General features: G+C 68.9%; 20 protein-coding genes. 13 read left to right on the forward strand and 7 right to left on the reverse strand.

The features are described from left to right. Positions 1-407: 407 nt before the first annotated feature. Entirely contained in the window at positions 408-698 is a 291-nt protein-coding gene (locus tag HWX09_RS32005) for a hypothetical protein (RefSeq protein ID WP_027785605.1), read from the forward strand. A 231-nt stretch (positions 699-929) separates the two neighbouring features. On the opposite strand, the gene HWX09_RS32010 is transcribed toward HWX09_RS32005, so the two are convergent. Further along, complete coding sequence (locus HWX09_RS32010; RefSeq protein WP_027785606.1) at positions 930-1553, reverse strand: alpha/beta hydrolase; 624 nt, start codon at positions 1551-1553, stop codon at positions 930-932. A gap of 314 nt (positions 1554-1867) precedes the next feature. Between HWX09_RS32010 and HWX09_RS32015 the strand changes: the two genes are divergently transcribed. From HWX09_RS32015 to HWX09_RS32030, 4 genes are read left to right on the forward strand one after another with little or no spacing between them, the layout of a single operon-like run. Beyond that, the gene (locus HWX09_RS32015; protein WP_027785607.1) at positions 1868-2809 is read left to right on the forward strand and encodes a glyoxylate/hydroxypyruvate reductase A; all 942 of its coding nucleotides are present in this window, start codon (positions 1868-1870) and stop codon (positions 2807-2809) included. 32 nt (positions 2810-2841) lie between these two features. Then, positions 2842-3774 (forward strand): hydroxymethylglutaryl-CoA lyase, encoded by a 933-nt coding sequence (locus HWX09_RS32020; protein ID WP_027785608.1) that lies wholly within the window; start codon positions 2842-2844, stop codon positions 3772-3774. Between the two features lie 25 nt (positions 3775-3799). After that, on the forward strand, positions 3800-4306 hold the full coding sequence (locus HWX09_RS32025; protein WP_027785609.1) for a YbaK/EbsC family protein: 507 nt from the start codon (positions 3800-3802) through the stop codon (positions 4304-4306). Next, positions 4303-4509 carry a DUF1289 domain-containing protein gene (locus tag HWX09_RS32030; RefSeq protein WP_006488644.1) on the forward strand — a complete coding sequence of 69 codons (207 nt, stop codon included), beginning with the start codon at positions 4303-4305 and terminating at the stop codon, positions 4507-4509. The genes HWX09_RS32025 and HWX09_RS32030 overlap by 4 nt, the downstream gene beginning before the upstream one ends. A gap of 254 nt (positions 4510-4763) precedes the next feature. Here the strand turns inward: HWX09_RS32030 and HWX09_RS32035 are convergent, their stop codons facing one another. Continuing rightward, entirely contained in the window at positions 4764-5666 is a 903-nt protein-coding gene (locus tag HWX09_RS32035; protein ID WP_027785610.1) for a DMT family transporter, read from the reverse strand. Positions 5667-5778: 112 nt separating this feature from the next. Between HWX09_RS32035 and HWX09_RS32040 the strand changes: the two genes are divergently transcribed. Then, complete coding sequence (locus HWX09_RS32040; RefSeq protein ID WP_027785611.1) at positions 5779-6270, forward strand: Lrp/AsnC family transcriptional regulator; 492 nt, start codon at positions 5779-5781, stop codon at positions 6268-6270. 81 nt (positions 6271-6351) lie between these two features. Here HWX09_RS32040 and HWX09_RS32045 read toward each other — a convergent pair whose 3' ends face one another. Beyond that, positions 6352-7248, reverse strand: coding sequence for an alpha/beta hydrolase (locus HWX09_RS32045; protein ID WP_027785612.1), 897 nt, complete (start codon positions 7246-7248; stop codon positions 6352-6354). 239 nt (positions 7249-7487) lie between these two features. Here HWX09_RS32045 and HWX09_RS32050 point away from each other — a divergent pair, with 239 nt between their 5' ends. Next, a complete protein-coding gene (locus tag HWX09_RS32050) occupies positions 7488-8447 on the forward strand; it encodes a nitronate monooxygenase family protein (RefSeq protein WP_027785613.1) in 960 nt (319 codons plus the stop codon). Between the two features lie 115 nt (positions 8448-8562). On the opposite strand, the gene HWX09_RS32055 is transcribed toward HWX09_RS32050, so the two are convergent. From HWX09_RS32055 to HWX09_RS32065, 3 genes are all read right to left on the reverse strand, one after another. Beyond that, complete coding sequence (locus HWX09_RS32055; RefSeq protein ID WP_027785614.1) at positions 8563-9525, reverse strand: LysR family transcriptional regulator; 963 nt, start codon at positions 9523-9525, stop codon at positions 8563-8565. Positions 9526-9708: 183 nt separating this feature from the next. After that, on the reverse strand, positions 9709-10785 hold the full coding sequence (locus HWX09_RS32060; RefSeq protein ID WP_027785615.1) for a porin: 1077 nt from the start codon (positions 10783-10785) through the stop codon (positions 9709-9711). Positions 10786-11130: 345 nt separating this feature from the next. Then, positions 11131-11622, reverse strand: coding sequence for a hypothetical protein (locus HWX09_RS32065; RefSeq protein WP_027785616.1), 492 nt, complete (start codon positions 11620-11622; stop codon positions 11131-11133). Between the two features lie 346 nt (positions 11623-11968). On the opposite strand from HWX09_RS32065, the gene HWX09_RS32070 reads away from it, so the two are divergent. The 6 genes from HWX09_RS32070 to HWX09_RS32095 all read left to right on the forward strand — a co-directional run bounded on the left by HWX09_RS32070 (position 11969) and on the right by HWX09_RS32095 (position 19049). Beyond that, the gene (locus tag HWX09_RS32070) at positions 11969-12997 is read left to right on the forward strand and encodes a bile acid:sodium symporter family protein (RefSeq protein WP_027785617.1); all 1029 of its coding nucleotides are present in this window, start codon (positions 11969-11971) and stop codon (positions 12995-12997) included. Between the two features lie 275 nt (positions 12998-13272). Further along, on the forward strand, positions 13273-15123 hold the full coding sequence (locus HWX09_RS32075; protein WP_027785618.1) for a phosphodiesterase: 1851 nt from the start codon (positions 13273-13275) through the stop codon (positions 15121-15123). A gap of 389 nt (positions 15124-15512) precedes the next feature. Further along, entirely contained in the window at positions 15513-16532 is a 1020-nt protein-coding gene (locus HWX09_RS32080) for a LacI family DNA-binding transcriptional regulator (RefSeq protein ID WP_027785619.1), read from the forward strand. Further along, complete coding sequence (locus tag HWX09_RS32085; RefSeq protein ID WP_027785620.1) at positions 16529-17809, forward strand: AGE family epimerase/isomerase; 1281 nt, start codon at positions 16529-16531, stop codon at positions 17807-17809. The genes HWX09_RS32080 and HWX09_RS32085 overlap by 4 nt, the downstream gene beginning before the upstream one ends. Further along, the gene (locus HWX09_RS32090; protein ID WP_027785621.1) at positions 17806-18714 is read left to right on the forward strand and encodes a carbohydrate kinase; all 909 of its coding nucleotides are present in this window, start codon (positions 17806-17808) and stop codon (positions 18712-18714) included. The genes HWX09_RS32085 and HWX09_RS32090 overlap by 4 nt, the downstream gene beginning before the upstream one ends. 113 nt (positions 18715-18827) lie before the next feature. Next, complete coding sequence (locus HWX09_RS32095) at positions 18828-19049, forward strand: hypothetical protein (protein ID WP_027785622.1); 222 nt, start codon at positions 18828-18830, stop codon at positions 19047-19049. A gap of 25 nt (positions 19050-19074) precedes the next feature. On the opposite strand, the gene HWX09_RS32100 is transcribed toward HWX09_RS32095, so the two are convergent. Continuing rightward, positions 19075-19269: a DUF2905 domain-containing protein gene (locus tag HWX09_RS32100; protein WP_011546377.1), complete on the reverse strand. Its 195-nt coding sequence runs from the start codon at positions 19267-19269 to the stop codon at positions 19075-19077. Positions 19270-19487: the final 218 nt, after the last annotated feature.

Below are 19487 nucleotides of genomic sequence, written 5' to 3' on the forward strand. Positions count from 1 at the left end.
CGCGACGCACACGCGCGATAGTCAGGCCGTGGCGCGAGTGACCCCACCTCCCTGACGCCACGCTGGCGCGCGGCTGGCCATTCGCTGACGAAGCGGCAATAACGCCCGGTTTTTGGGCGTGATCGGCCACCCATCGGTCACAAGTTGCCAGGCGCATGTGCGGTACCGCGCACGGCGCCCGCGTCACCGTGGCCGGGTCGCGGCGACGCGCGCCGTGTAAATGCGCGCAGCATCCGCCGCTGCTGGAAAATTCCGCCACGCGTGCCGGCGGATCGCCGCGAAGGCATTCGGTCAGCCTGACGACACCATGTCGCGATCGCGCCCCGATCGCGAACGATTCACCGAAACGTCGCATCGCGGCGGCATACTCGAAAACGTTTCCCGATCAGCCTGCCAGGAGAGAAGTCATGCGTCGCGTTTCCGTCGCCGTCGTTCTGTGTGCCGCCGTTTTCGTCGCCGCGTGCAGCGACGACGCACCGCACGACGCCAACGCCAACGCGACCGACACCGCGCCGCAGGCCGGCGCATCGGGCAGCGCCGCCAGCGCGTTCAACAGCGACACGACCGCGAACGCCGCCGTATCCGATGCCGCGCCGCTCGCACCGCCCGTCGTGCACTACCCGCCCGATGACGACGACGACGCGAAGCCCGCCACGAACGCGGCCGCGTCGAGCGCCGCCGCGTCGTCGCCGGGCTGATCCCGCCGCCGCGTGATATGAGTCGGTACCGCTCGGGGAGAGCGGTGGGCGCGTGCGTCGCGCCACCACCGGCATGACGTGACGGTCGGCGGCGACGCGAACGGTACGGTGTCGCGCCGCTTCGCGAGCCACGTCGGGCACGGCCGGCCGAGCGATTCGGACCCGGCCGCCGTCAGGGCCGCCTGCGCATCGCAAGCGCAACGGCCCGGCATGCGCCGCGCAGCCCGCCCGTCAGACCGCGTGCGCGAGCGCGCGCTCGACGAGCGCGACCTCGAAGCCGTCGTCCGCGTCGCGAAAGCGCAGCGGCGCCGCGCAATGAACCAGCGTGTCGATGAAGTATTTCGCGCGCGGCCACGGCCCGAAGCCGGCCGCCGTGTTGATGTGCCCGGCATCGCCGAGGTTCACGAACGCGCTGCCCAGGCGCTGCGCGAGCGTGCGCGCATCGGCGAGCGGCATCCACGGATCGGTCTCGCTGCCGATCACGATCGACGGCACCGCGAGCCGGCGCGCGTCGAACGGCCCGGCAAACGTGAATTTCCTCGGGCTGGCCGGCGCGACGAACAACACGCCCGCGACATCGCCCACATGCGGCCACTGCGCGAGCGCATGCGCGGCCGCGAGGCAGCCGAAGCTGTGCGCGGCGAGCACGAACGGGCCGCGCTCGCGATCGAGCAGCGCGCGCACCGATTGCGCCCAGCGCGCGAGATCGGGCGCGTCCCAGTCGTCCTGCTCGACGCGCAGCGAGCGCGGAAACTGCCGTTCGAGCCAGGTCTGCCAGTGAGCGCCTTCACTGCCGTGCAGGCCCGGAACGGTGACGAGCCGCGGCGGCCACGCCGATTTGCTGCATGCGCGCATGATTGCCCTCGCTTGCTTGAAGACGAGGTTCGATTGTGGCGTCGGGTACGCGGCGGCCGAACCAATATTTTGTGCTTTGCTTTTGCGCGGGGCGGTGACCGGCGGCGGCCCGGCGACGGCCCGGCGGCGGCGCAACGTGCCGCGAAACCGTAGAATGTGGGCTTCCCGTCAGCTTCACACGGAACCGGCCCGGCGCGTGACGCGCCGGCCGCCGTCAGGAGACGCCCGATGTCCGCTACGTCCGCCGGCGCGCCGCGCCCGGCTTCGCTCGCCATTCCCGTGACGCGCCTTTCCGGCGCGCGCGCCCTCACGCAATGAAGATCCTGTTCCATTCGCCGCATCAGGATGCCGGCGCATGGCGCGACGAGATCGCGCGTGCGCTGCCGGAAGCCGAACTGCGCGCATGGCAGCCGGGCGATACGGCCGCCGCCGACTACGCGCTCGTGTGGCGCGCGCCGCGCGAGTTCTTCGCGCCGCGCGACGGCCTGCGCGCGATCTTCAACCTCGGCGCGGGCGTCGATGCGCTGCTCGCGCTCGAGCGCGCCCATCCGGGTACGCTGCCCGCGCACGTGCCGTTGGTGCGACTCGAAGATTCCGGCATGGCGCAGCAGATGGTCGAATACGTGACGCACGCGGTGCTGCGCTACCTGCGCCGTTTCGACGAATACGACATGCAACAGCGCGAACGCCGCTGGCAGCCGCTCGAACCGCATGCGCGCGCGAGCTTCACCGTCGCGGTCCTCGGCCTCGGCGTGCTCGGCGCCGAGGTCGCTCGCGCGCTCGCGGCGCTCGGCCTGCCGGTGCGCGGCTACAGCCGCAGTGCGAAGCAGCTCGACGGCATCGCGACCTTCGCCGGCGACGGCGCGTTCGATGCGTGCATCGACGGCGCGAAGGTGCTCGTCAACCTGTTGCCGAGCACGCAGGACACCGACGGCATCCTGTCGGCGCGCGCGTTCGCGCGGCTCGCGCCCGGCGCGTACGTCGTCAACGTCGCGCGCGGCGCGCATCTCGTCGAAGCCGACCTGCTCGACGCGCTCGCGAGCGGCCAGGTCGCCGCAGCCACGCTCGACGTGTTCCAGCACGAACCGCTGCCGGACGACCATCCGTTCTGGCACGCGCCGCGCATCACGATCACGCCGCACAGCTCGGCCGAGACGCTGCGCGCGGAAGCCGTCGAACAGATCGCCGGCAAGATCCGCGCGTTCGAGCGCGGCGCGCCCGTCAGCGGCATCGTCGACTACGCGCGCGGCTACTGAATTCCGCCCTACAAAGAAACCAGGAGACAACCATGACGTTCCCCACCGCCGTCAAGATCGTCGAAGTCGGCCCGCGCGACGGGCTGCAGAACGAGAAGACCTTCGTGCCGACCGACGTGAAGATCGCGCTCGTCGATCGGCTGTCGCGCGCCGGCTTCCGCAACGTCGAGGCCGCGTCGTTCGTGTCGCCGAAATGGGTGCCGCAGATGGCCGACGGCGCAGACGTGATGGCCGGCATCGAGCGCCGCGCGGGCACCGTGTACTCGGTGCTCACGCCGAATCTGAAGGGCTTCGAGCATGCGCTCGCCGCACGCGCGGACGAAGTCGTGATCTTCGGCGCGGCGAGCGAGGCGTTCTCGCAGCGGAACATCAACTGCAGCATCGCCGAGAGCATCGCGCGCTTCGAGCCCGTCGCGAAGGCCGCGAAGGACGCGGGCCTGCGCCTGCGCGGCAGCGTGTCGTGCACGCTCGGCTGCCCGTACCAGGGCGAGGTGCCGGTCGCGTCGGTCGTCGACGTCGTCGAGCGCTTCGCGGCGCTCGGCTGCGACGAGATCGACATCGCCGACACGATCGGCGTCGGCACGCCGAAGCGCACGCGCGAAGTGCTCGCGGCCGTCACGCGCGTGTTCCCGCGCGAGCGCCTGTCGGGCCACTTCCACGACACCTACGGCCAGGCGCTCGCGAACATCTACGCGGCGCTGTTCGAAGGGATCGAGATCTTTCACGCGTCGGTCGCGGGCCTCGGCGGCTGCCCGTACGCGAAGGGCGCGACCGGCAACGTCGCGACCGAGGACGTGCTGTACCTGATGCAGGGCCTCGGCATCGATACCGGCATCGATCTCGCGCAGGTCGTCGCCGCCGGCGATTTCATCTCGAACGCGATCGGCCGCGCAAACGTGTCGCGCGCCGGTCGCGCACTGCTGGCCAAGGCGCAGAGCGCGGCCGACGCCGCGAACTGCGTCTGATCGCGGTCTTCCACGGATCCTCAACATGACGACACCCGCTTCATTCGATTCTCTCCCCGATTCCGCGCGACGCGTCGCGCTGCTGCTGCGCGAGCGCGGCCACGAGAAAGGCATCGTGATGCTGGCCGAAACCGGCAAGACGTCGGCCGAGGCCGCGGCCGGGCTCGGCTGCTCGGTCGCGCAGATCGCGAAGTCGATCCTGTTTCGCCGGCAGGCCGACGGCGCGCCCGTGCTGGTCGTCGCGAGCGGCGTCAATCGCGTGGACGAAAAGAAGGTCGCCGCGCAGGTGGGGCCGGTCGGCCGGGCGGACGCGAAGTTCGTGCGCGACCACACCGGCTATGCGATCGGCGGCGTCTGCCCGATCGGCCATCTGGTCGAACCCGTCACGCTGATCGACGCCGACCTACTCGCGCTCGACAGCCTGTGGGCCGCCGCCGGCCATCCGCATGCGGTGTTCAACCTGTCGCCGCACGAACTCGTGTCGCTGACGGGCGCGCCGATCGCGGACGTCGCGTTGCGGGAGCCCGCATGAGCGACGTGACGATGCCGGTCGCCACGGTCGCGTCGCCGTGCACCGACGTCTGCCGGATCGATCCGCGCACCGACTGGTGCGCGGGCTGCCTGCGCACGCGCGGCGAGATCAAGGGATGGCGTACGTCGGACGACGATGCGAGGCGCGCGCTGCTCGCGCGGCTGGACGCGCGTCGGCGCCTGATCGCGGGAAGCGAAACATAAAAAAAAAGCCGTTCAGCCTCAGGGGCGAACGGCATCGAGATCGGAATCCTGTGAACGTGATCAACGTCACAGCCCGCATCATACGAGCGACGCGGCCGCATCGCATCGGGTGTTTCCCTACAACTTCTTACAGCGCTTTCACGGCTGCGCGCGACGCCCGCGTGATGCCGTTTCGCGCGCAATCCGCGTTCCCGACACGCGCGTTCGACCGGGTGAGGCGCGAGCGCGCCGCCGCGCCGAATCGTACGACCGTTTCAGTTGCCGATCGCCGCGCGACGCGCGGGCACGATGCGCCAGCCGAGGTTCACGCCGGCCGCCGCGAGCAGGATCAGCAACGCGCCGAACACCTGCGTCCATGCGAGCGTCTGCCCGAACGCGACGCGATCGACGACGATCGCGACGACCGGATAGACGAACGACAGCGCGCCCGTCATCGCGGTCGGCAGCTTCTGGATCGCGCCGTACAGCAGCACGTACATCAGCCCCGTGTTGACGACGCCGAGCACGATCAGGTCGAGCCATTGTCCGGCCGTCGCCGGCAGCGTGCCAAAGTGCGCGAACGGCGCGAGCAGCAGGATGCCGAGGCCGGCCTGCAGCAACGCGAGCAGATGCGGCGGCGTGCCTTTCAGGTGCTTCGTGACGATCGACGAGATCGCATACAGGAACGCCGCACCGAGCGACAGCGCGACGCCTTCCAGATATTCGCCGGGCACCGCGAGCACCGCCGGCTCGACGCGCACCACGAACACGAGCCCGGCGAACGCGAGCGCGAGCCATGCAACCGTCGACGCGGTGATCCGCTCGCGGAACACGATCGCGCCGAGCGCGACGAGCATGAACGGATGGGTGTTGTAGACGGCGGTTGCCATCGAGATCGACGCGCGCGAATAGGCGGCGAACAACAGCAGCCAGTTCGCGACGATCGCGACGCTGCCGAGCGTCGCGAGCGCGAGCATCCGCGGCGAGAACAGCGAGCGGCGCAGGAAGCCGAACGCCGCGCAGACGATCGCGAGCGTCGCCGCGCCGAACAGGCAGCGGAAGAACACGACATTGGTCAGCGGCTGCCGCGACGACATCACGAGCCAGCCGATCGTGCCGGACATCAGCATCGCGACGATCATCTCGGCGGCGCCGCGGCGCATTTCATTCGAGGCCATCATGAACTCCGTTGAAGAGAGTGGATGACTTCGATTCTAGAAACTTGCTTTCGCCGGAACCACGGCTAAACTGAAGTGAATCAGCCGATTCACCTTCGAAAGCAAAGCGATCATGCCGAAACGCCTTTCCCCACCCGCCGTCGCGTCGCTCGACGCGACCGACCGCGCGATCCTCGCCGCGCTGGCCGACGACGCACGCCTCGCGACCAGCGAACTCGCGCGGCAGATCGGGCTGTCGGCGCCCGCGACCGCCGACCGCGTGCGGCGGCTCGAGGCGCAAGGCGTGATTGCCGCGTTCACCGTCGAGCTCGACCCGCGCGCGCTCGGCTATACGCTGCAGGCGATCGTCCGCGTGAAGCCGCTGCCGGGCCAGTTGCACCTGGTCGAGGAGTTGCTGCGGCGGATTCCCGAATTCGTCGAATGCGACAAGGTCACCGGCGACGACTGCTTCATCTGCCGGCTCTACCTGCGGACGATCGAGCACCTCGACGACATCCTGTCGAAGGTGACGGAGCGCGCGGAGACGAGCACCGCGATCGTGAAATCGACGCCCGTGCCGCGGCGCCTGCCGCCGCTCGTCGAAGACGACCACGCGCACCGCTGAGCCGCGGGCGGCCCACGTCGCCTGGCCGCACACGGCGCGCATCACCGAACCGCGGGCGGCACGCGCCGCCCGCACCCGCGGTCACACGGCCGGCTCGCGCGCGTCGAAGAACGCGAGCAGTTCGTCGATCAGCGCGACGGGCGCCTCTTCCGGAATGTAGTGCCCGCAGTCGAGCGCGCGGCCGCTGACGTCGCGCGCGACGCGCCGCCACTCGTCGAGCGGATCGAAGCAGCGGCCGACGACGCCGTGCTCGCCCCACAGCACGCGCAGTGGGCACGCGACCTTGTTGCCGCGTTCGAGATCCGCACGGTCGCGCTCGAGATCGATCGTCGCCGACGCGCGGTAGTCCTCGCACATCGCGTGCACGGCGCCGGGCTGCGCGAGCGCCGCCCGGTACGCGTCGAGCGCCTCAGGCGCGAACGGCGCGAGCCCGGCCGACCGGTTGCCCATCACGCGCTCGATGTACGCATCGGTATGCGCGCCGACCAGCGTCTCGGGCAGCGGCTCGGGTTGGATCAGGAAGAACCAGTGGAAATACGCGGTCGCGAACGCGCGATCGGTTTTCTCGTACATCGCGAGCGTCGGCGCGATGTCGAGCAGCATCATCCGCTCGACGGCATCCGCGTGATCGAGCGCGAGCCGGTGCGCGACCCGCGCGCCGCGATCGTGCGCGCACACGTGGAAATGCTCGAAACCGAAATGCCGCATCACGGCGACCTGGTCGGCCGCCATCGCCCGTTTCGAATACGGCGTGTGCTGCGCGTCGCTCGGCGGCCGGCCCGATGCGCCGTAGCCGCGCAGGTCGGTGGCGATCACCGTGAAGTGATTCGCGAGCGTCGCGGCAACGCGATGCCAGATCATGTGAGTCTGCGGATGTCCGTGCAGCAACAGCAGCGGCGGACCCGCGCCTCCTTTGACACCGAAAATGTCGGTGTCCTGCACCGTCACGCGAAACGGTGCAAACGCCTCAAACGACATGGTTTGTTTCTCGTTGGTTTGTTATGGCGGCTATTTTAGAAGCGCCGGTGCGTCTTCAGAGCGGCGTAACCGCCCGAAACCGTAGAAAGAGAACACTCACTCGATTGCCGGCACACCGCGGAATTTGTTAAGCTCGCGTAGAATCGCACGACCGTTCGTATTAATATGAACAACCGATCGCGGCGCTACACTCGAATCGATCGTTCGACCGCAACGCCCCCGGAGACTGGAGACATCACATGGCATTGCCCACCGTCCTGCAGAACCTGACGCTGCCCGTCATCGCGTCGCCGATGTTCATCGTCAGCTACCCCGAACTCGTGCTCGCGCAATGCAAGGCGGGCATCGTCGGTTCGTTCCCCGCGCTCAACGCGCGCCCGGCCGAACTGCTCGACGAGTGGCTCACGCAGATCCAGTCGGAACTCGCCGACCATCGGGCAAAAAATCCCGATGCGGTGATCGGCCCGATCGCGGTCAACCAGATCGTCCACCAGTCGAACGCGCGGCTCGAGCACGACGTGCGCGTGTGCGTCGAGCACAAGGTGCCGATCTTCATCACGAGCCTGCGCGCGCCGGCGCGCGAAATCGTCGACGCGGTGCACGGCTACGGCGGCATCGTGCTGCACGACGTGATCAACCTGCGCCACGCGCAGAAGGCGCTCGAAGCCGGCGTCGACGGGCTGATCCTCGTCGCGGCCGGCGCGGGCGGCCACGCGGGCACGACGTCGCCGTTCGCGCTGGTCGGCGAAGTCCGCAAGATCTTCGACGGCCCGATCGTGCTGTCCGGCTCGATCGCGAACGGCGGCTCGATTCTCGCCGCGCAGGCGATGGGCGCCGACTTCGCGTACATGGGCACGCGTTTCATTGCGACGCAGGAAGCGCATGCGATCGACGACTACAAGCACGCGATCCTGAACGCGAAATCGTCGGACATCATCTACACGAACCTCTTCACGGGCGTGCACGGCAACTACATCCGCGAGAGCATCGCGAAGGCCGGCCTCGATCCGGACGCGCTGCCGGAATCCGACAAGACCAAGATGAATTTCGGCAGCGACAAGACGAAGGCGTGGAAGGACATCTGGGGCGCCGGCCAGGGCGTCGGCCTGATGGACGACCTGCCGAGCGTGGGCGCGCTCGTGGAGCGGCTCAAGCGCGAGTACGACGACGCGAAGGCGCGGCTCGGCATCCCGCGCTGACGGAGGCGGCGGCCGTCGCGGCCGCCAGCGGCGCGAGCGCGTCGAACCCCAAAAAAAAGCGCGAACCGCAACGGTTCGCGCTCTTTTATTGCCCCGCCGCGGCGGACGGCACGGCTCAGACCGCGCGCTTCATCCGAGTGATCGGCAGCACGCGCAGGTGCGATTCGATCGACGGGCACAGCGACTGCCCTTCGAAACGCGCGGCCAGGAAATCGACGAACGAGCGCACCTTCGCGGATACGTGACGACGGCTCGCGTACACCGCATAGATCGGCGCCTCGTGCGGCGACACCGAATCGAGCAGCAACGGCACGAGCCGGCCCGATTCGATGTCGTCGCCGACCACTTCGGTGCCGAGCAGCGCGATGCCCGCACCGGCGAGCACGGCTGCGCGCAGCCCTTCGAGATGGTTCACGATCAGGTTGCCGTTCAGGCTCACGCGCGACGCGGCGGCCGCGTCGATCACCAGCGAATCGAGCATCGTCGAATTCGAATCGCGCCGCAGGTAATTGTGGTGCGCGAGATCGGCGATCGTCTGGGGCGTGCCGCGCTTGTCGAGATACTCGGGCGACGCGACCAGCAGGATGTGCGCGGTCGCGATCTGCCGCGCGACCAGCGACGACGATTTCAATCCGTTCGGCGCCGCGCGCACCGCGACGTCGTAGCCTTCCTCGATCAGGTCGACCACGCGATCGGACAGCGTCATGTCGACGGTCACGTCCGGGAAGCGGCCCGCGTAATCGGTGACGGCCTGCATCACGTGCCGCAGCCCGAACGCGGACAACGACGTCACGCGCAGCCTGCCCTGCGGCACCACGCTCGCGGCGCCGACGGCCTGGCCGGCTTCGTCGAGTTCGGACAGCGCCTGCACGAGGCGCTCGTAGTATTCGCGTCCCGCCTCGGTCGGCGCGACGCGTCGTGTCGTGCGATGCAGCAGCCGCGCGCCGAGCTGCTGCTCGAGGTGCATCACGTGCTTGCTCGCCATCGCCGCCGACATCTGCATGCGCTCCGCCGCGCCGACGAAGCTGCCCACTTCGACGACGTAGCGAAACACATTCATGCTGACGAGGGTATCCATCGAACTAGCTCGCAATCCCGGGGGAATCAACCAATTACGGGATAGGGTAACAAAGGCGAGGAAACAGAAAGGTCAAGAAAGGCAAAACGGCGCCGCGGGTGGCGGCGCCGTTTCGGGCGGGAAACCATGCAGCGGGCACGCGCGATCGACGCGCGCGGCCGCCGCACCGATCGCGCGGGCGCGTCAGAACTTCGCGCGGATGCCTGCGCCGAACGTGTTGCCGGTCGACAGGCCGCTGATGTGGTCGTTCATGTAGGCCGCGTAGACGTCGGTGCGCTTGGACAGCGGATAGTCGTAGCCGACGGCCCAGGTCTGGCGCGTCTGGTCGAGGCCGCCCGCGTCGCGCGAGTACGCATACGACGCCATCGCGTTGCCCACGCCGATCGGCACCGACACGCCGCCCTGCGCGGTGTTCACGTGCCAGCTGCCCGCAACCTGGTCGTTCTTCGTATACATGTACTGGCCGAACAGCTTCACGAGCTTCAGGTCGTAGGTCGCGCCGACCAGCGCGATACCCTGGCTCTTCATGCCGGTCACGAGCGCGCTCAGATCCTGCGGGCCGTTGTTGAAGTTCACGTACTGATACACGGCGGTCGCCGCGAACGGGCCGTTCGCGTAGTTGAACTGCGCGCTCCACTTCTTCGAACGGTTGTCGCCGGCCTGGTTGCCGAGTGCGTACATCGCGCCGAAATTCAGGCCACCGAACGAAGGCGACGTGTACGACAGCGCGTTGTTCCAGCCCGAATCGCCGACCGCGCCCTGGTCGCTCGGATAGGTCGGGAACGTGCCGAGGCCGAGGAACACGTGGTACACCATCGGCGAGAAGGTGTACGAGTCGTAGAACGGGTTGAACAGGATCGTCGACAGGAACAGGTGCGTCGTCAGGCGGCCTGCCGTCACCGTGCCGTACGGCGAGCTGATGCCGACGTACGCGTTGCGCGCGAAGAACGTGTCGCCCTGGAAGCGGCCGTACTGGCCGTTCTGCGCACGGAAGAAGCTCTCCAGCGTGAAGATCGCCTTGTAGCCGCTGCCCAGATCCTCGGCGCCGTGCAGGCCCCAGTACGACGTCGACATCCCGCCCCCCGACACGTTCCATGCGCGATCGCCGCCCGGGAACTTGGTGGCGCCGACCCATTCGTCGACCTGACCGTAGAGCGAGACGCTCGACTGCGCGTGGACGGGTGCGGCGGCCGCCACGCAGGCGGCTGCGGCGATCAGCTTGACGGACGTGCGCGACGCACGGCGGGCGAATGCTTTCATGGGATCTCCAGGTTTTGTCGAATAGTCGATAAGTGGCGCGAGCGTTGTTGTTTGGAGCCGAGTGCTTGCGTCGTATGGGGCGCAGCCATCTTTACGGATCATTCGTCCGGCCAAAATTGCGCACACTTATTGCTGGTATAGCGCCAGCATTAACTTCGCGGAATGTATCCATGGCCGGATGCACGGCGGCGGCCCGGCGCGAACGCGGTCGCACGGGCGAGCGGCGGCGTGGCATGCGCGTGCCGGGCGCGAAAGATAGCGCAATGCGGCGGGAAAATCAGCGGAAATCTGCGCGCGACTGTGGCGAATTCGCATCAGCCGGCAAGGGGACGAGCGCCGGGGCGCTCAGTTTCGGTAGAACGGGGAGAAAGAAGGCGAGTGCGCGGACTCTTCCTGCGAGCGGGGCGGCGGCATCGGGCGGCCGCCGCGCTCCTCGTTGTAGCGGGCGACGTCGGCGCGGATCGAGCCGGCCCGCAGCGGGACGTTGCCGCCGCCCGGCGGGCGCGGCATCTGGCGGACTTCGGCGCTGATCGGCCGATATGGGCTTTGCGCGGCGTAATGGCCGTACGACGGCGTCGGGCGCAGCCCCCAGCGGGAGCCGGAGCCGTTCACGCCGCCGGGATGCACGCCGGCAGGCGGAGGAACGCGGCGCCAGACCGGGCCGCCGACGGAGCCGCCTGCCGGCTGACCGTACGCGCGCATGTCGCCGCCGCCGAAGCCTTGGCCGCCGAACCCGTGACCGCCGTGGGGCGGCTGGGCCAGCGCGAGCGGCATCAGCAGCGCGCCGAGCACGCCTGCCGCCCATCGTCCGATCTTCCGTTTCAGCCGTTCCGTCATCGTTCCGTGCCCATCCACGCCCGCCGTCGGCTCCTTTCGGCCGACCCAAGGCTTTCAGCAGTAATTTATGAGCGGGGCGAAAGTGTGTCGAGCCAAAAAGTGTTATGTCGCCGGCATCGGTGTAACACCATGTTACTGCTAGGTTTTTTCGCTTCGGCGCGCGATCGCGACAGAACATTCTTCTGCGGTTTCCGGCCTGGCCGGGCAGGCGCGCCGGCCGCCGCTTCATGCGATCGATTCATCAATCGATTCACACAATGAATTTGTGTAGTGAATCGCCAACCGGGACAATGGCGTCATTCGCGCGCGCGACGCGCGCTTTCGCCGCTTCCGATTCGAGTTCCCGATGGCCCGTCCCCGTTTTCTTCCCGACAACTTCACGCTCGTGCTCGTGGGCACCGTCGTGCTCGCGAGCCTGCTGCCCTGCCGCGGCCCGGCCGCCCATGCGTTCAACTGGGCGACCAACGTCGCCGTCGGCCTGCTGTTTTTCCTGCACGGCGCGAAACTGTCGCGCGAAGCCGTCGTCGCGGGCGCGACGCACTGGCGGCTGCACGCGGTCGTGCTGCTCAGCACGTTCGCGCTGTTCCCGCTGCTCGGCCTCGCGCTGAAACCCGTGCTGCAACCGCTCGTCACGCCGACGCTGTATGCGGGCGTGCTGTTCCTGTGCACGCTGCCGTCGACGGTCCAGTCGTCGATCGCGTTCACGTCGATCGCGAAGGGCAACGTGCCGGCCGCCGTGTGCGCGGCATCGGCGTCGAGCCTGCTCGGGATCTTCGTCACGCCGGCACTCGTCGGGCTGATGATCACGTCGCAGTCGGCCGCGGCCGCGTCGCCGTGGAGCACCGTCGGCAGCATCGTGATGCAGCTGCTCGTGCCGTTCATCGCCGGGCAGTTGCTGCGGCCCGTGATCGGCGGCTGGATCGACCGCAATCGCGGCGTGCTGCGCTTCGTCGATCAGGGCTCGATCCTGCTGGTCGTCTACGTCGCGTTCAGCGAGGCCGTCAACGAGGGGCTGTGGCGCCAGATTCCGCCGCGCGCGCTCGGCGGGCTGCTCGTCGTCAACCTCGTGCTGCTCGCGATCGCGCTGCTGCTGACCGCGTTCGTCAGCAAGCGGCTCGGCTTCAACCGGGCCGACCAGATCACGATCATTTTCTGCGGATCGAAGAAGAGCCTCGCGGCCGGCGTGCCGATGGCGAAGGTGATCTTCTCGGCGAACGCGGTCGGCGCGATCGTGCTGCCGCTGATGCTGTTCCACCAGATCCAGTTGATGGCGTGCGCGGCGCTCGCGCAGCGCTGGGGCGCACGCGACACGAGCGGCGAGCACGAGGGCGGCACGACGGCCGCGTCCGGCGCGCTGAGCACGAGCAAGCGCTGATGCGTCCGGGGGGCGCGATGGCCGCTGCCGGCGGCTTTCCGCCTCTCGCCTCTCGCCTCTCGCCTCTCGCCTCTCGCCTCTCGCCTCTCGCCTCTCGCCTCTCGCCTGCCGCCTGGCGCCTGCCGCTTCCCGCTTCCCATCCACCGCCCCTTCCACCCCCAGCCCCGTCCAGCGCGATGCACCAGCAACGCCCATCGCGTCACGAAATCTTCATTCAATTCTCCGCGAGCGGTGCCGTTAAGCTGGGCGTCCCGTCGATTCGGCTACCCTCGCCCATGCCCGCGCTCCACTCCGATCCCGCTGTCGCCCGCACCACGCGTCTGATCGCGGATCGCGCGCTCGCCGCCGTTTTCCAGCCGATCGTCGATCTCGGCTCGGGGACGGTCGTCGGTTACGAAGGGCTGATCCGCGGGCCAAGCGGCACCGACCTCGAGCCGCCCGCCGCACTGTTCGCGCAGGCCGCGCGCGAAGGCGAAACCATCGCGCTCGAACGGGCCGCCGCGCTCACCTGCCTCGACGCGTTCGCGGCGCTCGACTGCGACGGCAAGCTGTTCCTCAATTTCAGCGCGGGCACGATCCTCACGCTCGCCAGCGAACGCGAGCGCGCACGCCAGTTCCTCGGCCGCGCGCGGATCGGCGCCGAGCGCATCGTGATCGAGCTCACCGAGCAGAACGCGACCACCGACGTCGCGCACATCGGGCCGGCGGTCGCGTCGCTGCGCGACGCCGGCGTCCAGTTCGCGCTCGACGACTACGGCACCGCGAACGCGAGCATGAACCTGTGGCTGCGCCTGCACCCGGACGTCGTGAAGATCGACCGCTTCTTCATCCACGACATCTCGCGCGATCCGCTCAAGTTCGAGGCCGTGAAGGCGATGCAGCACTTCGCGCACGCGAGCGGCGCTAAGCTGATCGCGGAAGGCATCGAGAACGAATGCGACCTGATCGTCGTGCGCGACATGGGCATCTGCTGCGTGCAGGGCTTCCTGCTCGGCCGGCCGAACGCGCAGCCGTCGCGAGTAGTCGCGCCGGCCGCGCGCGACGCGATCCGCGCGCCGCACATCGCGGTGTTTCCCGGCGTGACGCGCGCGGTGCGGCCGGCCGGCACGATCGCCGGGAAGATGCTCGTGCCCGCCCCGGCGCTGCCGCGCGACGCGACCAGCAACGACGTGCTCGAGCTGTTCAACCGGATGCCCGACCTGCACGCGGTGGCGCTCGTCGAGCGCGGGCGGCCCGTCGCGCTCGTGAACCGCCGCGGCTTCATCGACCGTTTCGCGCTGCCCTATCACCGCGAGGTGTTCGGGAAGAAGCCGTGCCTGCAGTTCGCCAACGATGCGCCGCTGATGATCGACAACGCGACCACGTTCGAGCAACTCGCGATGCTGCTCGCGAGCCACGACCAGCGCTATCTCGCGGACGGCTTCGTGATCACCGAACACGGCCGCTACGTCGGGCTCGGCACCGGCGAGAGCCTCGTGCGCGCGGTGACCGAGATGCGCATCGAGGCCGCGCGCTACGCGAATCCGCTGACGTTCCTGCCCGGCAATATCCCGATCAGCGCGCACATCGACCGCCTGCTCAAGCGCGACGCCGGCTTTCATGCGTGCTACGTCGATCTGAACCAGTTCAAGCCGTTCAACGACCAGTACGGCTACTGGCAGGGCGACGAAGTGCTGAAGTTCGCCGCGACGGTGCTGGCCGGCGTGTGCGATCCGCAGCGCGACTTTCTCGGCCACGTCGGCGGCGACGATTTCCTCGTGCTGTTCCAGCGCGACGACTGGCGCGAGCGCGCCGCCGACGCGATCGCGCGCTTCAACGACGGCGCGCAACTCTTCTACACGCAGGCCGACCGGCAGGCGGGCGGGCTGCACGGCGAGGATCGCCACGGCAACCCGGCGTTCTTCGGCTTCGTGACGATGGCGATCGGCGCGGTCGGCGTGCCGGCCGGCGCGCACGGCGCGAAACGTTACGGCAGCGACGAAATCGCGTCGGTCGCGGCGCTCGCGAAGCGGCGGGCGAAGCAGCAGCCGGACGGGCTCGCGGTCGTCGACCTCGATGCCGGCCGCGCCGCACTGCGCCATCGCGGCGAACCGCCGGCCGTGGCAACGGCGATGGCGACGGGCTGAACGAAGGATGGCCATTGGGTGCGCACGCAAAACGCCCGCGCACCAGGCGACCGGCCCGATGCCCGTCCCCGTCCGGTGCAAGCTCGGGCCGTGGCGCAACGGCTTGCCGCCGTCGCACGCGCAGGCCGCGGCGCGCCGAGCCCTCATGCTGGCCTGCGGCGCACGCACCGGCTGCCGCCGCTTTCTCCCACGCTCCGCGGCCATCGCCGGACATCCGCACGCCCACCTTGCCTTTTTCTCGTTTTGTTTAGTATTTTTAGTAACGGCGTTTTCGCAGATTAGCGCCTAAAAAGCCGTTACTTTCGGGTATTCCCCGGTTATCCGGCCCGAATTCCGCGATACGTTTTACTATACAATCGCTTCCACCCTAAACAAACGGACCCCGAACGATGGGTACGACCATTCGCGATGTGGCGCGGGCGGCAGAGGTTTCGATCGGCACCGTCTCCCGCGCGCTGAAAAACCAGCCCGGCCTGTCCGAGGCCACGCGTGCGCGCATCGTCGAGATCGCGCGGCAGCTCGGCTACGATTCCGCGCAGTTGCGGCCGCGCATCCGCCGGCTCACGTTCCTGCTGCACCGCCAGCACAACCGCTTTCCCGCGAGCCCGTTCTTCTCGCACGTGCTGCACGGCGTCGAGGACGCGTGCCGCGAGCGCGGCATCGTGCCGACGCTGCTCACGGTCGGCCCGAACGACGACGTGCTGCGCCAGATGCGCCCGCACGCGCCCGACGCGATCGCGGTCGCCGGCTTCATCGAGCCCGAGACGATCGAGGCGCTCGCCGCCACCGGCCGGCCGCTCGTGCTGATCGACCTGTGGGCGCCCGGCTTGCGCTCGGTCAACATCGACAACGCGACGGGCGCGGCGCTCGCGATGAGCCATCTGCTCGCCACCGGCCGCTCGCGGATCGCCTTCATCGGCGGTTCGGCCGCGCACTACAGCATCGCGCAGCGCGCGATCGGCTATCGGCGCGCGTTCTTCGAAGCCGGGCGGCTGTTCGATCCGGCCTACGAAGTGACGATCGACGCGGGGCTCGACCCCGACACCGGCGCCGCACGGGCGATGGAGCAACTGCTCGACGCGCCCGGCCCGCGCCCGGAAGCCGTGTTCGCGTACAACGACGCGGCGGCGCTGGCCGCGCAGCGCGTGTGCATCGCGCGCGGCCTGCGGATTCCGGACGACATCGCGATCGTCGGCTTCGACGACATCCCGGCCGCCGCGCACGCGAGCCCGCCGCTCACGACGCTCGCGGTCGACAAGGAAGCGCTCGGCCGCCGCGGCGTCGAGCTGCTGCTCGCGGAATCGCCCGAGCGCACCGAGATTTCCCTGCCCGTCGAGCTGATCGTGCGGGCCAGCAGCCAGCCCGCCAGCTCCCCGGCACTCGATATCGCCACGGTCCAAGAATCATGAACATGCCCCCGGTCCAATCCCGCGCCGCCGCGCCGCTCGGCCAAGCACAAGCCGCCCCGTTCGTCGCGAGCTTCCGCGACCCGTCGTTCCTGCTGTCGCACATCGAAGACACGCTGCGCTTCTACGCGACCCACGCATTCGACCCGACGGGGGGCTTCTACCATTACTTCCGCGACGACGGCACCATCTACAACCGCACGTCGCGCCACCTCGTCAGCACCTGCCGGTTCGTCTTCAACTACGCGATGGCGTACCGCCATTTCGGCGATCCGCGCCATCTCGACTACGCGCGCCACGGGCTGCGCTTCCTGCGCGACGCGCACTGGGACGACGCGCTGCAAGGCTACGACTGGGAACTCGACTGGCGCGACGGCGCGAAGCGCGCGACGCTCGACGGCACGCGCCACTGCTACGGGCTCGCGTTCGTGCTGCTCGCGGCCGCGCACGCGACGATGGCCGGCATCGACGAAGCGCGCCCGCTGATCGCCGCAACCTACGAGCTCGCCGAGCACCGCTTCTGGGATGCGGCCGCGGGCCTGTATGCAGACGACGCGACGCCCAACTGGAACGTGTCGTCGTATCGCGGCCAGAACGCGAACATGCACATGACGGAAGCGCTGCTCGCCGCCTACGAGGCGACCGGCCATCTCACGTACCTCGATCGCGCGGAAAAGCTCGCCAGCAACATCACGCAGCGCCAGGCCGCGCTGTCGGGCGGGCTCGTATGGGAGCACTACCATGCGGACTGGTCGATCGACTGGGACTACAACAAGGAAGACAGCTCGAACATCTTCCGTCCGTGGGGCTTCCAGCCCGGGCATCAGACCGAATGGGCGAAGCTGCTGCTGATCCTCGAGCGGCACCGCCCGCTCGACTGGCTCGCGCCGCGCGCGGCCGAACTGTTCGACGCGGCGCTCACCCACGCGTGGGACGCCGATCACGGCGGCCTCTGCTACGGCTTCGGCCCCGACTTCACGATCTGCGACCACAACAAGTATTTCTGGGTGCAGGCGGAAACCTTCGCGGCGGCCGCGATGCTCGGCGCGCGCACCGGCAGCGAGCGCTTCTGGGACTGGTACGACGAGATCTGGCGCTACAGCTGGGCGCATTTCGTCGATCACCGCTACGGCGCGTGGTACCGGATCCTCACCTGCGACAACCGCAAGTACAGCGACGAGAAGAGCCCGGCCGGCAAGACCGACTATCACACGATGGGCGCATGCTACGACGTGCTCGCGACCCTCGCGCGCACGCAACGCAGCGAGCCGACGCAATGAGCGGCGGCACGTTTCCGGCTTTCGTGTCGGCGGGCGACATCCTGACCGACATGGTGCGCGCGGGCGACGCGCAGTGGACGTCGGTGCCGGGCGGCGCCGGCTGGAACGTCGCGCGCGCGGTCGCGCGGCTCGGCGTGCCGAGCGCGCTCGCCGGCTCGATCGGCGAAGACTGCTTCTCCGACGTGCTGTGGCATGCGAGCGAAGCGGCCGGGCTCGACCTGCGCTTCCTGCAGCGCGTCGCGCGGCCGCCGTTGCTCGCGATCGTCCACGAGACGCGCCCGCCCGCGTACTTCTTCATCGGCGAAGCGAGCGCCGACCTCGCGTTCGATCCCGCGCGGCTGCCGGCCGGCTGGACCGATCACGTGAAGTGGGCGCATTTCGGCTGCATCAGCCTCGTGCGCGAGCCGCTCGCGGGCACGCTGATCGCGCTTGCGGCCGACCTGCACGCGCGCGGCGTGAAGATCAGCTTCGATCCGAACGTGCGCAACCTGATGACGGCCGCGTACCGGCCGACGCTGGAGAAGATGGCCGCCCTCGCCGACCTGATCAAGGTGTCCGATGAAGACCTGCGGCACCTGTTCGACGGCGACGGCCCCGACGCGATCGCGGCGGTACGCGCGCTGAACCCGCGGGCGGCCGTGCTCGTCACGCGCGGCGCGCAGGCCGCGACGCTCCATGCGGACGGCGACGTGCACGAGGCCAGCCCGCCGCCCGTCGAGGTGGCCGACACCGTCGGCGCGGGCGACGCGTCGATCGGCGGCCTGCTGTTCAGCCTGATGGCCGCGCCGCAGCGCGGCTGGCGCGAGCATCTGGCGTTCGCGCTGGCGGCCGGCGCCGCCGCGTGCCGGCACACGGGCGCGCACGCGCCGACGCTCGACGAGGTCGTCGCGCTGCTCGAAGGTTGAAGGAACGGAACGAGGAAGGAGCGGTGGCCGGCGCTGATCGGTCACCGATAAACCGCGCTCACCATGCTGCGCCGCAGTGCTACGATGAAGTGTCCTTTTTGCGGGAGACCTCGATGGACACCAACACGTTCACGAAAGGCATCTACACGGCCAAGGCGCATACCCAGCATGCGGGCAACGGGCAGTTCCAGGGTTACGTGATCCTCGCGCGCGACGACGGGGACGACACCGAGAACATGCGCTACGACGTCCACTCGACGAGCCCCAGCGAGGAAGAAGCGTTCGACGAGGCGAAGGCGCTCGCGCACCGGATCCTCGGCGAAATCGAGCTGTGACGCGCGCCCCTCTGTTCGGCGCGGCTCAGAGCAGCCGCGCCACCATCGATACCAGCATCGTCAGCACCAGCGTCGACATGAACGGGAACGGGTAGCGCCGCCCGCCGAGCGTCAGCGTGACGTCGCCCGGCATCCGCCCGATGCCGAGCTTGCCGAGCCACGGCCAGCAGCGCGTCAGGATCATCACCGCGATGAACGTCGTCAATAGCCAGCGCAGCATGCTAGGGCCTGTTTCCATATGGAACGCGCATGCGTTGCCACGAGAACGGCCGCTCGCGAGGCGCGCGACGCCGCGAATACTTGACGTATTCGCAAGGAGCGCAACGCGGCGAGCGGCCGTTCTCGTGGCAACCCCAAATTAAAAAAATCATGTCACGGGAATGCCCGAAATCGCCCGTATGGCGGCGTCGCTCGTCGCTTGTTTGGCGCGGCCAAACG

It is taken from the genome of Burkholderia sp. BCC1208 (genome assembly GCF_902833095.1).
In the GTDB taxonomy this organism is placed as follows: Bacteria; Pseudomonadota; Gammaproteobacteria; order Burkholderiales; family Burkholderiaceae; genus Burkholderia.

Bases quoted from the DNA above. Each gene is read 5' to 3' on its own strand.
- HWX09_RS32100 (WP_011546377.1), bottom strand. From the start codon at position 19,269: ATGCTGCGCTGGCTATTGACGACGTTCATCGCGGTGATGATCCTGACG.
- HWX09_RS32035 (WP_027785610.1), bottom strand. From the start codon at position 5,666: ATGGCCTCGAATGAAATGCGCCGCGGCGCCGCCGAGATGATCGTCGCG.
- HWX09_RS32005 (WP_027785605.1), top strand. From the start codon at position 408: ATGCGTCGCGTTTCCGTCGCCGTCGTTCTGTGTGCCGCCGTTTTCGTC.
- HWX09_RS32055 (WP_027785614.1), bottom strand. From the start codon at position 9,525: ATGGATACCCTCGTCAGCATGAATGTGTTTCGCTACGTCGTCGAAGTG.
- HWX09_RS32045 (WP_027785612.1), bottom strand. From the start codon at position 7,248: ATGTCGTTTGAGGCGTTTGCACCGTTTCGCGTGACGGTGCAGGACACC.
- HWX09_RS32095 (WP_027785622.1), top strand. From the start codon at position 18,828: ATGGACACCAACACGTTCACGAAAGGCATCTACACGGCCAAGGCGCAT.
- HWX09_RS32060 (WP_027785615.1), bottom strand. From the start codon at position 10,785: ATGAAAGCATTCGCCCGCCGTGCGTCGCGCACGTCCGTCAAGCTGATC.
- HWX09_RS32020 (WP_027785608.1), top strand. From the start codon at position 2,842: ATGACGTTCCCCACCGCCGTCAAGATCGTCGAAGTCGGCCCGCGCGAC.
- HWX09_RS32090 (WP_027785621.1), top strand. From the start codon at position 17,806: ATGAGCGGCGGCACGTTTCCGGCTTTCGTGTCGGCGGGCGACATCCTG.
- HWX09_RS32015 (WP_027785607.1), top strand. From the start codon at position 1,868: ATGAAGATCCTGTTCCATTCGCCGCATCAGGATGCCGGCGCATGGCGC.
- HWX09_RS32070 (WP_027785617.1), top strand. From the start codon at position 11,969: ATGGCCCGTCCCCGTTTTCTTCCCGACAACTTCACGCTCGTGCTCGTG.
- HWX09_RS32080 (WP_027785619.1), top strand. From the start codon at position 15,513: ATGGGTACGACCATTCGCGATGTGGCGCGGGCGGCAGAGGTTTCGATC.
- HWX09_RS32030 (WP_006488644.1), top strand. From the start codon at position 4,303: ATGAGCGACGTGACGATGCCGGTCGCCACGGTCGCGTCGCCGTGCACC.
- HWX09_RS32025 (WP_027785609.1), top strand. From the start codon at position 3,800: ATGACGACACCCGCTTCATTCGATTCTCTCCCCGATTCCGCGCGACGC.
- HWX09_RS32065 (WP_027785616.1), bottom strand. From the start codon at position 11,622: ATGACGGAACGGCTGAAACGGAAGATCGGACGATGGGCGGCAGGCGTG.
- HWX09_RS32085 (WP_027785620.1), top strand. From the start codon at position 16,529: ATGAACATGCCCCCGGTCCAATCCCGCGCCGCCGCGCCGCTCGGCCAA.
- HWX09_RS32075 (WP_027785618.1), top strand. From the start codon at position 13,273: ATGCCCGCGCTCCACTCCGATCCCGCTGTCGCCCGCACCACGCGTCTG.
- HWX09_RS32040 (WP_027785611.1), top strand. From the start codon at position 5,779: ATGCCGAAACGCCTTTCCCCACCCGCCGTCGCGTCGCTCGACGCGACC.
- HWX09_RS32050 (WP_027785613.1), top strand. From the start codon at position 7,488: ATGGCATTGCCCACCGTCCTGCAGAACCTGACGCTGCCCGTCATCGCG.
- HWX09_RS32010 (WP_027785606.1), bottom strand. From the start codon at position 1,553: ATGCGCGCATGCAGCAAATCGGCGTGGCCGCCGCGGCTCGTCACCGTT.